General features: G+C 50.7%; 14 protein-coding genes, 1 tRNA gene and 1 other RNA gene. 2 read left to right on the top strand and 14 right to left on the bottom strand.

What is annotated here, in order from left to right; all coding sequences use genetic code 11:
• Nucleotides 1–278: 278 nt before the first annotated feature.
• From G598_RS0114010 to G598_RS0113945, 14 genes are all read right to left on the bottom strand, one after another.
• Complete coding sequence (locus tag G598_RS0114010) at nucleotides 279–512, bottom strand: pro-sigmaK processing inhibitor BofA family protein (protein WP_026767469.1); 234 nt, start codon at nucleotides 510–512, stop codon at nucleotides 279–281.
• Nucleotides 513–1,109 (bottom strand): recombination mediator RecR, encoded by a 597-nt coding sequence (gene recR / locus G598_RS0114005; RefSeq protein WP_026767468.1) that lies wholly within the window; start codon nucleotides 1,107–1,109, stop codon nucleotides 513–515.
• 9 nt (nucleotides 1,110–1,118) lie between these two features.
• Nucleotides 1,119–1,454 (bottom strand): YbaB/EbfC family nucleoid-associated protein, encoded by a 336-nt coding sequence (locus G598_RS0114000; RefSeq protein WP_026759241.1) that lies wholly within the window; start codon nucleotides 1,452–1,454, stop codon nucleotides 1,119–1,121.
• 118 nt (nucleotides 1,455–1,572) lie between these two features.
• Nucleotides 1,573–3,363, bottom strand: a complete 1,791-nt coding sequence (locus G598_RS0113995) for a glycoside hydrolase family 9 protein (protein WP_026767467.1) — start codon at nucleotides 3,361–3,363, stop codon at nucleotides 1,573–1,575.
• Nucleotides 3,364–3,375: 12 nt separating this feature from the next.
• Nucleotides 3,376–4,164 carry a beta-glucanase gene (gene bglS, locus G598_RS0113990; RefSeq protein WP_026767466.1) on the bottom strand — a complete coding sequence of 263 codons (789 nt, stop codon included), beginning with the start codon at nucleotides 4,162–4,164 and terminating at the stop codon, nucleotides 3,376–3,378.
• 13 nt (nucleotides 4,165–4,177) lie between these two features.
• Complete coding sequence (locus G598_RS0113985) at nucleotides 4,178–5,596, bottom strand: 6-phospho-beta-glucosidase (RefSeq protein WP_026767465.1); 1,419 nt, start codon at nucleotides 5,594–5,596, stop codon at nucleotides 4,178–4,180.
• A 43-nt stretch (nucleotides 5,597–5,639) separates the two neighbouring features.
• On the bottom strand, nucleotides 5,640–6,872 hold the full coding sequence (locus G598_RS0113980; RefSeq protein WP_037364508.1) for an FtsB family cell division protein: 1,233 nt from the start codon (nucleotides 6,870–6,872) through the stop codon (nucleotides 5,640–5,642).
• 23 nt (nucleotides 6,873–6,895) lie between these two features.
• Nucleotides 6,896–8,245 (bottom strand): PTS sugar transporter subunit IIC, encoded by a 1,350-nt coding sequence (locus tag G598_RS0113975; RefSeq protein ID WP_026767463.1) that lies wholly within the window; start codon nucleotides 8,243–8,245, stop codon nucleotides 6,896–6,898.
• 307 nt (nucleotides 8,246–8,552) lie between these two features.
• Entirely contained in the window at nucleotides 8,553–9,395 is an 843-nt protein-coding gene (locus G598_RS0113970; protein WP_026767462.1) for a MurR/RpiR family transcriptional regulator, read from the bottom strand.
• A complete protein-coding gene (gene dnaX, locus G598_RS0113965; RefSeq protein ID WP_026767461.1) occupies nucleotides 9,395–11,134 on the bottom strand; it encodes a DNA polymerase III subunit gamma/tau in 1,740 nt (579 codons plus the stop codon). The genes G598_RS0113970 and dnaX overlap by 1 nt, the downstream gene beginning before the upstream one ends.
• Nucleotides 11,135–11,212: 78 nt before the next feature.
• An RNA gene (gene ffs, locus G598_RS20490) (signal recognition particle sRNA small type) lies at nucleotides 11,213–11,312 on the bottom strand.
• 32 nt (nucleotides 11,313–11,344) lie between these two features.
• A tRNA-Ser gene (locus G598_RS0113960) sits at nucleotides 11,345–11,436 on the bottom strand.
• A gap of 164 nt (nucleotides 11,437–11,600) precedes the next feature.
• Entirely contained in the window at nucleotides 11,601–12,239 is a 639-nt protein-coding gene (locus G598_RS18750; protein ID WP_051180357.1) for a chemotaxis protein CheX, read from the bottom strand.
• Nucleotides 12,229–12,615, bottom strand: coding sequence for a response regulator (locus tag G598_RS0113945; protein WP_026767460.1), 387 nt, complete (start codon nucleotides 12,613–12,615; stop codon nucleotides 12,229–12,231). The genes G598_RS18750 and G598_RS0113945 overlap by 11 nt, the downstream gene beginning before the upstream one ends.
• A gap of 162 nt (nucleotides 12,616–12,777) precedes the next feature.
• Here G598_RS0113945 and moaC point away from each other — a divergent pair, with 162 nt between their 5' ends.
• On the top strand, nucleotides 12,778–13,257 hold the full coding sequence (gene moaC / locus G598_RS0113940) for a cyclic pyranopterin monophosphate synthase MoaC (RefSeq protein ID WP_026767459.1): 480 nt from the start codon (nucleotides 12,778–12,780) through the stop codon (nucleotides 13,255–13,257).
• 69 nt (nucleotides 13,258–13,326) lie between these two features.
• Nucleotides 13,327–13,983: a hypothetical protein gene (locus tag G598_RS0113935; RefSeq protein ID WP_026767458.1), complete on the top strand. Its 657-nt coding sequence runs from the start codon at nucleotides 13,327–13,329 to the stop codon at nucleotides 13,981–13,983.
• Nucleotides 13,984–14,318: the final 335 nt, after the last annotated feature.

The following is a 14,318-nucleotide window of genomic DNA, read 5'->3' as shown; positions in this document are numbered from 1 at the left end:
TGGCCTGCCCGGCGCGAGTAACTGGACAGCTATTTTTTCCGAGGGGGTCGTTTAGCGGGAAACAGAAAAAGTACTCCCCGTTCGCCCCTGACCACATATGAACAAGATACCTTTACCACGAACTGAACTCCCCGACAAACTGCAATTTAATCTACGCAATAAGCCCGCAGCAGCTGGTGATGTTTTCCGCAGCTTTTGACAAGCCTGTCTATAGCAAAGGAAAATATCACCAGCCCCGCGGGCGACTTTTAATGTATCAATATAGATGTAAGCACCGCTCAATTCATGATCAGTACAATGATAACCCCCGGTACTCCCAGCACCCCGGCAATCAACGCATTAAGAAAGGTAATATGTACTCCTGCCCCAAACAGGTTGACCACCCACAGGAGCACCGCCCCCACAATGCTGTTGGTAACCATCTTCCACAACATCTTCATCGGCAGCGCAATAATCTTGCCAATCAGGCACAGCGCAATCAAACCTACCGCAAATGCGGCAACAACTTCCATTTAAATTTCCCTCCGGTTTTCCATCGCCTTGGAAAGCGTTACTTCATCTGCGTATTCCAAATCCCCGCCAATCGGCAGACCATGGGCAATACGCGTAACCTTTACCCCCATCGGCTTCAACAATTTGGCTAAATACATAGCCGTGGCCTCCCCCTCCACATTGGGATTGGTGGCCATAATGACTTCTTTCACTTCATCATCGGTAAGGCGCCCCAAAAGCTCCTTAATCCGAATCTGATCCGGCCCTACCCCCTCTAAAGGCGACAGTGCCCCATGCAGCACATGATAAACGCCGCGGTAGTCCCGCATACGTTCCATGGCCGCCACATCCTGCGGCTGTTCCACCACACAGATAACGGAGTGATCCCGTTCTTCCGCTGCACAAATCACGCAGGGATTCTGGTCGCTGAGATTAAAACAGGTATTGCAATAGCCGATTTTTTCCTTGGCCTCAATGATGGCTTCTGCAAGTTTCTTTGCCTGCTCAACGTCCATATCCAGCACATGATAAGCAAGACGCACTGCCGTTTTGTTTCCAATGCCCGGCAGTGCGCGAAAATGCTCTATTAACTTTGCCAGCGGGGCAATATACTGCACGACCGCTCCTTAAAAGAGTCCCGGCGGCAGGCCAAGACCGCTGGTGAGTTTGCCCATTTCCGAGGCCATCATGTCGTCCACTTTCTTCGTGGCTTCATTGAAGGCGGCAGAGATGAGGTCCTGCAGCATTTCAACATCTTCCGGGTCAACAGCTGCCGGATCAATCACGAGATTGACCACCTGCTTTTCACCATTCATGGTGATTTTCACCGCACCGCCGCCAGATGTCACATCTACCGTCTTGCGCTTCAATTCGTCCTGCATCTTCTTCATATCGTTCTGCATCTTCTGGACTTTTTTCATCATGCCAGCCATGTTGCCCATGTTGCCCATTCCACCAAACATATTCTTAACTCCTCTCAACAAGGTAATTTTTAACTTCTCTTAGACTACCAAAATAAAGCCATTCCGTCAAGAAAAAAGCCCTCTCCATACGCATATTCGGAGAGGGCAAAACCAAGGGTTATTTGGTTATCGAGGGAAATTGACGCGTCAACTGCAAATCCTTGGCCTTGACGTTTACCGGTTTGGCAAACCAGGCCAGTGCATAGGCTGCCGTCCCCGTGTAATCAATAGCGTATTCATTGGTTGACCAGGAGGTCAGCACATCCAGATAGGATTTGGCCACGGGCACCTTGTTTTCTTCCAGATATTTGGTCTGGTCGGGGTCACCGCCTTTGACATGGTTAGGACCGCCCACTAAGAGCCCCGGTACATAAGCGCCTGTGCTCTCGTGAATACGGTTATGGGGGTGTTCCGGGGGATTGCTGCCCATGCCGGTAAGGAAACTCTTATCGAGGGAATTACGGCCGAACATATAATGAATCTGGCTAAGGGCACCTTCTTCATATTCGGCCTTAGGCTGAAGCTGGTAAGCCATCAGCAGCATATCGCCCTGCGTCAGGGCATTTTTCGTGGAAGCCCAGGTGTACTCCTCTTTGGCTAGTGCACAGCCAAAGCCGTCCTGCTTTATCTTGCCCACAATCTTATCCGCATAGGCAAGATAAACCTGCTTCACCTCCGCCTGAAAACCAGCATCGGCATTTTTCGCCATGGCATAGGCAAACTGCGCCAGCGCCAGCGTGTTATCCCAGGTAAAGAATCCCGGCGCCTGCAAGAATTCGGCTTTATGGGCCTTTAGATAATCCTCATAGCGCTTATCGCCGGTGGTACGCATCATTTCCGCCGCCATCCAGAGCCGTTCCTGAATATCATTCGTGTCGTTATAGGGGCCAGAGCCATTTTCCTGCCCTTCATCAACACGATAGATGGATTCTTTTGTCTTAGACAGATAATCCCACACCCTGTCGGCATCATGCTGCAAGGATTTCGCGTATTCCTTGTCCAAAGCATTGTAAACGCGGGCACCAATGGCCAGACTTGCGCCATACATGGCCGTACTGGCCGTGCAGGTGCTGTAGAGGAAACGCTCCTGCGTATCCGTATCGGGGCTCTTGTCAAAACCCGGCCACTGAGCGCCGGCCACCTTATGGAAGGTGCTGCCATCACGGCGCATCATTTTCTTGAGGAAGTCCAATTCATACTTTACTTCACTGAGGGCATCGGGGAGCTTTTTGTCGCTTTGGGCACCTGCGGGGAATAACAGCTGTCCTTTGGTGAAATGGTCCGGATGCGCTTCATAGGCCAGCAGAAGCTCTGCCGCCGCAATCGCGCCGGTCGTGGTGTATTTGCCATAGTCACCGGCATCATACCAGCCACCGGACACATCGACCGTATCGCCTTTTTGATTGAGCGTATCGGTGAAGTACACCTTTGCTTCCTTGTCCTGTGCATGGCCCATGTTTATCTGCAAATCGGTTACGCCTTTATCGTTAAGGGGAGTCCCGCTGCGGGACAGGGTAAAGGAACGCCAGGTTTGCACATTGGGAATAGCATAAACATTATCGCCGATGACAAATGCATAGGACTCACGATTACCGACTTTCAGCTTGTACGTGCCGGGCGTGTTCAGCGAAGTAAAATCCGCCCGCCGCAAGTTTTCCTCTGACAGCACGTCCAGCTTGGCAGCCGACAGCTTGCCGCTAAAAACCACCTGATTGGTCTTGGCATCGACGATGCTGAATTCATCAGTCCCCGAATCCGTTACCATAGCAGTTTTATCATAGCCGGTAAGATAGCCGACCTGGTCAACGTGCATACCGGCATCGGCAGCCTCCGCATAAACACTTGCACCATATACGCCCACCATAGTCAGGCCCGTCAGTACCAGGCGGCATAATTTCTTGCTCTGCATGATATCAGCTCCTCATTCTGCAAATGGCGTGTATTTAATGGATTTGTACTCAGCAGCCAGCGGCAGCTTGGAATCATCAAAGGCCTTCAGCCATTCGTCCACGCCTTTGCCATTCCAGGCATTCATCATAATCTTCTGCTTGGTCACCGGAAAATCCTCGTTTTCCCGGCGGAAAACTTCCTTGCCATCCACGAACCAGATGATGGAATTCTTGCGCCATTCAAACGCATAGGTATGGAAATCCTCGGACGCATCAAAGCCCAAATCAATCATCTTTTCATGACCGCCCTTGCCGTCGCGGAAGTAATTGAGCTGTACCTTCGTGGTATCCTTGCCCAGCACTTCAAAATCGATTTCGTCCCAGGGGTCGCCTTCAGACGGGCCGGTATAGGTAAAGAAGGACGATACCACACCATCATTTTTGATGGCCTTCATCACAACTTCATAACGGCCATAACCATAAGTTGCCTTGCTGCGGTATTCACCGCCGGAATACGGCACCTTGTCCGCCGCAGGATTCGGGGATTTATTCACAATCAGCTTCAAGACACCATCTTGAAACGGCACATTTTCCTTATGCCAGAAACAGTTGAAGGGCATGCCGTTCGTCCAGCCATCGGAAGCCTCAAACAAGTTATTTGCACCTTTGGTCAAATCCACGGCAAAGGCATCACCAGCCTTCGTTTCCGTTGCCGGAGCAGCCGATACCACTGCCGGCGTAAACAAATCCAGCGAAACAGAGACAGGTGCGGAAAGGGCCAGCAAAACAGCTGCGGCCACTGCTTTCTTACGGATATCCATGATGTATTTCCTCCTAGTAACTTAAATCTTCGCCATTGCTGGCAATAACCTTCTGATACCAATAAAAGGATTTCTTGGGACTGCGTGCCAACGTGCCTTCGCCTTTATTGTTCTTATCCACATAGATAAAGCCATAACGCTTTTCCATTTCACCGGTGCTGGCAGAGACCAAATCAATCGGTCCCCAGGGGCAATAGCCCATCAGCGTCACGCCATCTTCCTCCACCGCTTTTTTCATCCGGGCGATATGCTCGGCAAAGTACTTGATGCGTTCATCGTCCTGTACCATGCCGCTATCATCCGGCTCTTCATGCAGCCCAATGCCATTTTCCACAATCATCATGGGCAGCTCATAGCGCTCAGCCAAAACATTTAACATATAGCGCAGCCCCACCGGGTCAATCTGCCAGCCCCAGTCCGAAGCCTTGACATAGGGATTGGGTACTTCTTTGGCTAAGTGACGGCTGTTTTCATCGTATTCACTGACAAAACTCATGTAATACGACAGGGCAAAATAATCCACCTTGCCTTCTTCGAGCACCGCCAAATCGCCATCTTCCATCTTGATGTCATAGCCATGAAGTTCCCATTCCTTCAGCATATACTGCGGATAATGCCCCCGGCACTGCACATCGCTGTAATAGAAACTGCGATCCATCTCCTTCAACGCGGCCAGCTGATCCTCCGGCCTGCAGGAAGCCGGATAAGATGGCGACATCGCCAGCATGCAGCCAATCTGGAAATCCGGGTTAATCTTATGCCCTTCTACTACCGCCTTGGCCGAAGCCACCAATTCATGGTGGGCCACCTGATAAAGCACCGCATAACGGTCTTCGCCGTCTTGATAAATCACACCGGAATTGGTAAAGGGAGCAAACGTCTCCTGTACATTGCGCTGATTGTTGATTTCGTTAAAAGTCAGCCAATATTTGACCTTGTCTTTGTAACGCGCAAAGCAGACCTTGGCAAAGCGGACGAAGAAATCCACCAGCTTGCGATTGCGCCAGCCGCCATACTCCGTTACCAAATGATAAGGCATTTCAAAGTGAGACAAGGTGATAACCGGCTCCATGCCGTATTTGTGCATTTCATCGAACAGGTCATCGTAAAACTGCAGCCCCGCTTCATTTGGCTCCAACTCATCACCCTTAGGGAAAATCCGTGTCCAGGCAATACTGGTGCGGAAACACTTGAAGCCCAATTTGGCCAGCAAGGCAATATCCTCTTTATAATGCGTGTAAAATTCAATAGCCTCATGATTAGGATACATTTTTCCCGGCAGCACCCCAGCGGTGATTTCTCTGGGAATTCCCGGGCCGCCCACGGTCATGACATCGGCAACACTAACCCCCTTGCCGCCTGCCTGCCAGCCGCCCTCCAGCTGATGGGCAGCTACCGCGCCGCCCCAGAGGAAATTTTTTGGAAAACTCATCGTAATACCTCAAACTTTCATTAAATATTTTCTACCATTACGCTTAGAAATGATAATCCAGCTGCGTGCGGATAAGATTACGGCGGAACGTATTGCCCGGATTGGACATATTGCAGTTGGAACGCTGGTAAAGCGTTTCCCATTCGATATTCTTCCAGGGAACATACTTAAAGCCAATCGTCCAACCTCTGGAATCCTTCAGGATAGACCCCCAAGCATCATCTGCCCATACATTGCCATGTGCCTGAATATCATGATAACGCAGATAAGCACTGAAGGAATGCGGCACCGATGGATTCGTCCACTTGTAATCCAAACGAGCCAGGTAAGCACGATTATCATCATTCTGTCCCGCTGCTGCTTCATGATTGGTCTGCACATAATCTGCTGTCAGGCGCAGATTCTTGGCCACGTTGGTCGCAGCACTGACCACAAAAGCCCGATTACCGAACGGATTTGCTTGTTTACCGCCAGTCCAGAAATTATTGACCTGAGCATTCTTACCGATATTCAGCTTCGCATAAGCCAGATTGATATCAAAGTTATGGCCTAACGGGCCGCTGATTGTGGGGCCCCAAAGAGAGAAGTCGGCATTATCATATTCAGCCATGGCATAATAGAACGCCCCTAACCGCAGGCCTTGTTTGGTAATCGGATAGCTGACATCAACACCACTGGTACTGCAGCCAAGCAGGGAGAACTGCATGCCCAACGGAGTCCATCTGCGGCCAGCATTGACCTGCAGGCCATTTTTCAAGTTCCCGCTGATCCATACCCGCTGGATCGTACCATCCTGCTTGTCCAGCTTCCTATCTGCGCCCTGTGCCGTACTATGGGCAAAACGCTGATTGGTTTCACTCTGGAAATGTCCAGTCCATTGATCGTTAACCTTGAGGTCAGCCATCAGATTCAGATAATAACGGGAGTTGGTCTTCTCATTGTCCCAGGCATTTCCCTGATTCCGTGCTGTATCCTTATCCCAGGAAGCCCGGACAAAACCATAGAGCTTTACGCGCTCCTGTAGTTCTTTCACTGCGTCCACTTTTTTATCCGTATCCGCTTTTTCAGCCTTTAACTTGCTGTTTTCGGCCTTCAGTGCTTCGAGCTGCGCCGTAAGCTCTTTCTGCTGTGCTTCGATAGCCGCAATGCGGGCGCTGATATCCATTTCCACCGGTTTCTCTGCCGCCAATGCATCTGCAGCTGGAGCGGCCAGAGCCGTACCGGAAAGTCCCAAAGTCAAGGCCAAAGCCAAAGCGGCTGTCTTTTTCTGCATCATGTTTGCTCTCCTTTTCACTGTCATCAATGTTCCATTACCGTTTTAACTACTGCAGCTTCTTCCTCAGCTTCTTCCATCTCCCCCATTTCCTCTTTCAGGAATGCCTTATCCTGTGCCTTGAGGAACGGGAAGTAGATGACCGTTGCAATAGCCAGATTGACAATCTGTACCACAGCGCCCTGCCAGCCATTCAGCAGAAAACCGGCGATAACCGGCGGCGTCGTCCAGGGAACCTGTACCGCACTGAACGGAGCCATAAAGCCCGTGCTGATAGCAAAGTAAGTCACGAACATCGCAATCAGCGGAACAAGAACAAAAGGAACCAGCAAATACGGATTGAACACAATCGGCAGACCGAAGATAATCGGTTCATTGATATTGAACAGACCGGGCACAAAAGCCATCTTCATCAACGATTTGAGCTGCTGCGAACGCGCCGCAAACAGGCCGGCAAACAACAAGCCAAGGGTCAGGCCGCAGCCGCCGCTCTTAACGAACACATCGTTGATCTGACAGGTGAAAATCTTTGCTTCAGGATTGTTGATGAGGCTCATACCTGCATCAATGAGGTGCTGGTTATCCAAAGAATTGGCAATGAGCAGCGGGCTTACTACGCCGCCCACAACATTCGGGCCATGAATCCCCGCCCAGAACAGGATACTCTGCAAACCGACGATGATGGAGCCGCCTGCCAGCGAATCAGAAAGGCCCTGCAGCGGCGTCTGAATCACCTTGAACACCAGTTCCGGAAGCGTCGTTGCACCGATATAATGGCAAAGACCATAGAGCACCGATGCCGTAGTAAAGAAAATCATGCCCGGCACCAGCGCCGTAAAGGCTTTTGCTACACCGGAAGGAACCGAATCCGGCATCTTGATGCCGATATGATTCTTTTCACAATAACAGAACACATACGATACGAAGAACGCAATCAGGATTGCCGTGATAACGCCGTTACTGCCGACCCAAGCTTTCGGAATGATGTCACCAATGGTTTCCCCACCCTTGCTGACAATTGCAGGCGGCATCAGAATCAAAAACGTCGATAGTGACAGGATAGAGGCCATTATGGCATCGCAGCCCTCATTCTCCACAAATTTATAGGTGATTGCCAGAACGACAATCAAGGCCAATACACTGAAGGTGCCACCCGCCACCGCATTGAGCGGTGCTGTCCAGTCAGCCCCAAAGACGGAGGCCATAAACTCCGCATACCCCGGCAGCGGCAGATTAGCCAGCAGCAGGAACACCGAACCGCAAATCGTAAACGGCGTGGTCATAATGAAGCCATCACGGAGAGCCGCTACCGCTTTTATCTGCGCAAACTCACCCATGAATTCGATAAACTTATCGAACAGTTCTTGTTTTGTCATGATTTTCCTCTCCTAAAAGTTTAATCGTCCGAGACTGTGCGTTCAGCCTCATTCCCTTAAGGTGTTTTTAATATAACACGCGAAAAATCACGAAACAATAATCTGCAACCAATAAGAAACGCTGATACAACCGTGGACATCATAAATGCCAACTCTATGTATCAGCGTTTCAAAATAAATGTAAGGAAAACCTAAGCCGCCCCGGCGGGAATATCTTTCCGCAGCATTTGACAAGCCTGTCTAAGCGAAGGAAAGGCATTCCCACCGGGGCGGCGCCTTCTCATATCGTATAAACTTATAAATATCTTCAGTAGTAGAAATGCTTCCCCAACCACGCTTCCTTCTGCCGTGCACTCCGATAATCTACCCGCGTCATCAATACCGCGAACAAAATATCCATCACATACTTAGCCCCCGACAAAAACACGCGCGGGCCCAGCTCCTCCATGGATTTCACCGTTGCCACAGGAAATACCACATCAGCCAAAGCTGCAATGCTGGACTTGGGCGAAGCCGTCAGTACCATAATGGGATTACCTCCCTGTTTCAACAGATGCGCGATATCTAAGAGCATCCGATTCTCCCCGGTGCGGCTGATAAAAAACGCCACATGCTCCTTAGGCGCTCCCGTGGCCTGCAGATACTGCATGGTCATGGAAGTATGCACCGTGGGACACTTATTGGCCATGATAAAACTGGTCGCCGCCATATTGGCAATGTCCAGATTATTATCCGTCGCATAAAAATCCACATGGGCCGTTTTATTCAAAATGGCCAAAGCCCGCATAAAATCACCAGGCTCTAACATATTGCGCGTTTCCTTCAACGCATCAATGGAAATCCCAGTCACCTTATCCAGGATACTGTGCACCGAATCCCGGTCTGTCACGGCCAGTTCTTCCCCATGAGGATTCTCTCTGTACCGCATCATATCCGCCAAAAACTTCACCCGGAATTCCGTATACCCACCAAAGCCCAGTTTCTGACTGAACCGCACAATAGCGGCAGAACTGGTAAAGGTTTCCTTGGCCAGTTGGCGGGTGGACATGCCCGGCAGCATACGGAAATTGGCCAGCAGATAATCTGCAATCATGCGTTCGGACTCGGAAAAGCCCTCCTGCTCCTGTAACAGGCTAATCAATCCGTTCATTATTTATCTTCCTCTATTTCCACTACATGGTCACCAAAAATCTCAAACGCCTTTTCCAGCGGTGCCCGTTCTTCCGGCGGCATGGCATCCAAATCCACATGAATGGACGGTTCCTCCGGCAGCGGCTGCGGAGCTGCTTTTTTCTTCACCGGTTTAGGCGGCGGCATAAGAGGCGTATCCTCCCCGCTGCAATGCAGGTGCAGCTGCCGCCCAGTAAGTTCGAGCAGAATTTCCTCCAGCACAGAACGATAATTGCGCATAGCCAAATCCGCCATAAGCACGCCCTTGAACTTGACATAGAACTGCGTTTCACTCATACCAGCAAACTGCCCCTGATTCATGCAGGCAAAAACCGGCATTTTATTGCGCTCCTTGAGCGTCCCCAAGAGCTTATCCCAAACCTCCGCATCACTGGCGGTAATAGGAACAGCAGGTTCCTGCGGCACGGTTTCGGCAGTTACAGCTGCCCGCGCAGCAGCCCCCTGCGCCGCCGCTGCAGGACGCGATGTCGCAGGTGTACGGGTGCCGGTCGGAGTTGCTGCAGCCACCGGTCTTGCCGCCAGCTGTGCTGCCATCTGCGACAACTTGGCCTCCAGCTGCGCAAGACGCCCATCATCGACCACAGCCCCTGCCGCCTGTGGTACAGCACCGCTGGCCACAGGGTTGCACAGAGCCATCAGGGCCACTTCCACCGTAATGCGCGGCTGCGGCGACCATTTGATTTCCGCCAGCGCTTCATGGAGACGTTTAATCATCGCCATAAGTTCTTCACCGCTGAAGAATTTTCCCTGTTCCCGCAGGACTTCATCTGGTTCGGCATACAAATCCATCTGCTCCAAGGTTCCCGCTGCCTGATAAATCATCAGACTGCGCAAATGCAGCGAAAGCTCGGTCAGCACCTGCTTCAAGTCCTTGCCGTCCCGCAAAAGTTCTGCCAAGACACCTAATGCGGCCTGTGATTTACGGGCATAGATGGCCTCCGTCAATTTATAAATCCAATCATGGCCGATAAGCCCTAACGTCTGCCGCACGCGGGCAGCGGTAAGCTCTCCCTCAGCCAAAGCCGAACACTGGTCAAGCAAAGACAGTGCATCACGCAGACCGCCATCGGCCTGAATGGCAATCATATCCAAAGCCTCAGCCTCAGCCTGCAGCCCCATTTCCGTAACCACGGTTTCCAGCCGCCCACGGATTTCTTCCACGGTAATCCTCTTAAAATCATACCGCTGACAGCGGGACTGAATCGTCGGCGGCACCTTATGCGCTTCTGTGGTGGCCAGGATAAACACCACATGGGCAGGCGGCTCCTCCAAAGTCTTCAACAGGGCATTAAACGCTTCCGTAGTCAGCATATGCACTTCATCGATGATGTAGACCTTATAGCGTCCATCTACAGGTGCAAACTTTACCGTCTCCCGCAAATCACGGATTTCATCAATACCACGGTTGGAAGCCGCATCGATTTCAAATACGTCCATCGAAGAACCATCATTGATTTTCTGGCAGGCCGGGCACTTGCCGCAGGGTTCCGGAGTCGGGCCATGTTCACAGTTGAGTGCCTTAGCCAGGATTTTGGCTGTACTCGTCTTACCTGTACCGCGCGGGCCGGAAAAAAGATAAGCATGGCCAATACGCCCGGTAGTAATGGCATTGGAAAGTGTGCGGCTGATATGTTCCTGTCCCACCAAATCCCCGAAGGTGCCGGGACGCCATTTACGATAAAGTGCAATATAGGCCATAATTCTCCCCCATAAATAAAAAAAGAACAGTCTTCCGACTGCTCTTATTTTCCAGTATTCTTTCTCACGTCGAGCCGCAGTCCCCAGGCGACCTCGCGGCACATGAAGCACCCCGCTTATCGCTGCTTCCTTCCGGACCTGACGAGGTTCACAGGACTCCATTGCGCAAGACCCAGACACTGCAACCCGACCTGAAAAAGAATATAAAAATGGCGGAGAGTGAGAGATTCGAACTCTCGATACAGCGTTCACCGTATACACGCTTTCCAGGCGTGCTCCTTCAACCACTCGGACAACTCTCCACAATGCTCTACAAATAGAAGCTATTCAATTTTAACTGATGAACAGTCATTTTCGTTTGCCGCTTTCGTTCAGCGACAAGAATTATTATACGCATATAAATACCATCTGTCAACACCTTTTTTGAATTTTTTTCAAAAAAAATTAACGGCGGAAAAGCCGCCGCCTAAAAGAACTCGTCCGTAGCCATAACCACCTGAAAAGAACCTACTGAACTGTGCACCCGCAAACGCAGCTGATTGCTGCCATGCGGGCTCACATTCTGCCCAAAACGGGGCAGGTCCAAATCCGTCTCGATTTTTTCCTCCCCCAAAGACACGCTGAACATGCCATTGAGCACATTGATAAACTCCTCAATGCTGTCCCGGGCCATTTCGTCCATTTCAGGAAGTTCTTCCTCACTATAGCGTTCTGCCAGCTTCAGATAAACGGATTCACTGGCAATAATACCTGCCACAAAATGAATATCGCCGCTAAGCCGCTGCGAAGTTGCATAGCACGGCTGCTCCTCATCATCTTCGCAGGGAAAACGCTCCACCACCGCCTCGGTGTGCAGCATGCTTTTCATCGCGGCCATAAACATTTCCATGTAAGACGCATAATGCAGTTCCTGATTGGGGTAATTGTTTCCTACGGCCAGCAGTACCGCCGTCCTCACCGGATTGATATCCATGGCCTCATCAGCCAATAGTTTCGCGGCGGACGATTCGTCCTGCTCAGCCTCCCTCAAAATCCGCCGCATCTCTTCGGGTGTATATTGATCCCGGTTAAAGATACATTGGACAATGCTAAAATTACTGATCATTCGCCGCGACCTTCCTTCGCACTGTCTCCACAGCTTTCTTAATCTGCTCGCTGGAATAAGGCTTCTGAATGAAGTCCATAGCGCCCATCTTCAACGTGGTCATCAGTTTTTGCGGCGTGCCTGCTGAAGACAGCATCACCACCGGCAAATCCGGATTGACCTCCTTGATGACCTGCAAAGCCTCAATCCCGCCAACTTCCGGCATGACAATATCCAAAAATACACAGTCAATCTGCTCTTCCAGATTGAGCATTACGGCTTCCTTGCCATTCTGCGCTTCCAAAACTTCACAATCCAAGGATTCCAGCTCCTGACGCAGTTTCTTGCGCAAGAGCTTCGAATCATCTGTAATCAATACCCGTAGTTTTCTGTCCAACTTGGCCGCCTCCTCAGCGAAAAATGTTAATATCAACCTTGTTTTCTATTATTCGCCAAGGGAAATTTATATTCCTTCTCACATTTGTACGGCAAGAAGAGTTTTTTTTTTCCTGCAATACTGCTACAATGTACTTAACCATTCGCAAAGGAGCTTTCATGTATGAATAAAAATGAACTTACCCATTTCGACGAACAAGGACAGGCCATCATGGTCGATGTCAGCGGCAAACAGGAAACCAATCGCACCGCCATTGCCAGCGGTATCATAAAAGTCAGCCAGCCAGTGTTTCAGGCGATTCAGGAAGGCACTGCTGCCAAAGGTGATGTGCTGGGAGTCGCCCGGATTGCCGGAATCATGGCCGTCAAAAACACCAGTTCGGTAATCCCGCTATGCCACCCCCTGCCTATTGCCAAATGCAGCGTGGATTTTGAACTGCTTGCAGAAGAATGTGCCGTCAAAGCCATTGTCACCGTAAAGGTTACCGGTCTCACCGGTGTGGAAATGGAAGCCCTCCACGGTGTAAGCGTGTCCCTTTTAACCATCTACGATATGTGCAAAGCCATCGACAAACGCATGGAAATCTCGGATATCCACCTGGATAAGAAAAGCGGCGGCAAAAGCGGCGAATTCATTCGCTAAAATAGAAATTCATACTATAATACATGATAGTATGAAAAATCCAGTCTTACAAGGAGGTCTAATTTATAAATGCTTGTCTATCTCTTGGCAGTGATAGCTCTTTGCCTGCTCTTGCTGCTCTATCATTATCTGCCCAATAAAAAAATCTTTGCCTGTTTCTGCCTGACCCTGCTGCTTACCGGCGGCATTGCCTACAAATACTGGCCTGCCCCCGAGCCTGCACCTGCGCCCATCAGCGAACAGGAACGCTATGAACTCATGCAGCAGCAACAGATTTTTGCAGCCTGGTACGCCGATTACCAGCGGGATTTAGATGAACTAGACCGAAACTGGCGCTGGTATCACCAGATCATCGAAAACTTCAAATCCGACAACATCAGCATTCAGACCACATTTGTCCGGCTGAAACAGCTTGATCAGGACAGCCAGCAGCTGCGTGACCGGATTGCCCTGCACGCCCCGCCAGTAGCCTTAAACGATGGCTGCTATGACCTGCTGACCGAGGTCGTAAACAAGACCAACGCCTACGCCGAAGCCCAGTACCGCACCATTGCCCTGACCAGGGCAGCGGCTGATCCCGCCAACCTCAAAACCGATGACCAGGCCCAACAGAGCAGAATGCTCCAGACCATCATGATTCGTGAATCCCCAGTGGGACTCTATACCGCTAAAGAAATCACCGCCATCCGGCAGTACCTCGATATTCCCGAAGAAAAAAGCGAATAAATTGCAGTTTGTCGGCAAGTTCGTGATAAAGGTATCCAGGTCATACGTTGTCAGGGGCGAACGGGGGAGTACTTTTTCTGATTCCGCTAAACGACCCTCCCTGACAGAAATCGCTGTTTAGCTATATGCGCCGGGCAGGCCGGCGGCGCGTCTTTCAACGTGCTTTCTAGTTGCTGCCTGCGTCGGGCCGGCCTTCACTGCGTTCAGGCAGTCGCTCCTACAGAAAAAGCACTCCCCCGTTCGCCCCAAGTTACGGATTAGCCCATTGCCACGAACTCGTTGCTCCCATAACAAGAACATCGATATACTTGTTGCTTGCCATCACAACATCGCCA

This window comes from Selenomonas ruminantium subsp. ruminantium ATCC 12561 (assembly GCF_000424065.1).
Taxonomy (GTDB): Bacteria; Bacillota; Negativicutes; order Selenomonadales; family Selenomonadaceae; genus Selenomonas_A; species Selenomonas_A ruminantium.
This window is presented reverse-complemented; position numbering and strand designations above follow the sequence as displayed.

What these genes read in the sequence shown, in the direction of transcription:
- G598_RS0113995 (WP_026767467.1), bottom strand. Translation starts at nt 3,363, where the DNA reads ATGCAGAGCAAGAAATTATGCCGCCTGGTACTGACGGGCCTGACTATG.
- G598_RS0113980 (WP_037364508.1), bottom strand. Translation starts at nt 6,872, where the DNA reads ATGATGCAGAAAAAGACAGCCGCTTTGGCTTTGGCCTTGACTTTGGGA.
- G598_RS0113970 (WP_026767462.1), bottom strand. Translation starts at nt 9,395, where the DNA reads ATGAACGGATTGATTAGCCTGTTACAGGAGCAGGAGGGCTTTTCCGAG.
- G598_RS0113985 (WP_026767465.1), bottom strand. Translation starts at nt 5,596, where the DNA reads ATGAGTTTTCCAAAAAATTTCCTCTGGGGCGGCGCGGTAGCTGCCCAT.
- G598_RS18750 (WP_051180357.1), bottom strand. Translation starts at nt 12,239, where the DNA reads ATGATCAGTAATTTTAGCATTGTCCAATGTATCTTTAACCGGGATCAA.
- moaC (WP_026767459.1), top strand. Translation starts at nt 12,778, where the DNA reads ATGAATAAAAATGAACTTACCCATTTCGACGAACAAGGACAGGCCATC.
- G598_RS0113935 (WP_026767458.1), top strand. Translation starts at nt 13,327, where the DNA reads ATGCTTGTCTATCTCTTGGCAGTGATAGCTCTTTGCCTGCTCTTGCTG.
- bglS (WP_026767466.1), bottom strand. Translation starts at nt 4,164, where the DNA reads ATGGATATCCGTAAGAAAGCAGTGGCCGCAGCTGTTTTGCTGGCCCTT.
- G598_RS0114000 (WP_026759241.1), bottom strand. Translation starts at nt 1,454, where the DNA reads ATGTTTGGTGGAATGGGCAACATGGGCAACATGGCTGGCATGATGAAA.
- G598_RS0114010 (WP_026767469.1), bottom strand. Translation starts at nt 512, where the DNA reads ATGGAAGTTGTTGCCGCATTTGCGGTAGGTTTGATTGCGCTGTGCCTG.
- G598_RS0113975 (WP_026767463.1), bottom strand. Translation starts at nt 8,245, where the DNA reads ATGACAAAACAAGAACTGTTCGATAAGTTTATCGAATTCATGGGTGAG.
- dnaX (WP_026767461.1), bottom strand. Translation starts at nt 11,134, where the DNA reads ATGGCCTATATTGCACTTTATCGTAAATGGCGTCCCGGCACCTTCGGG.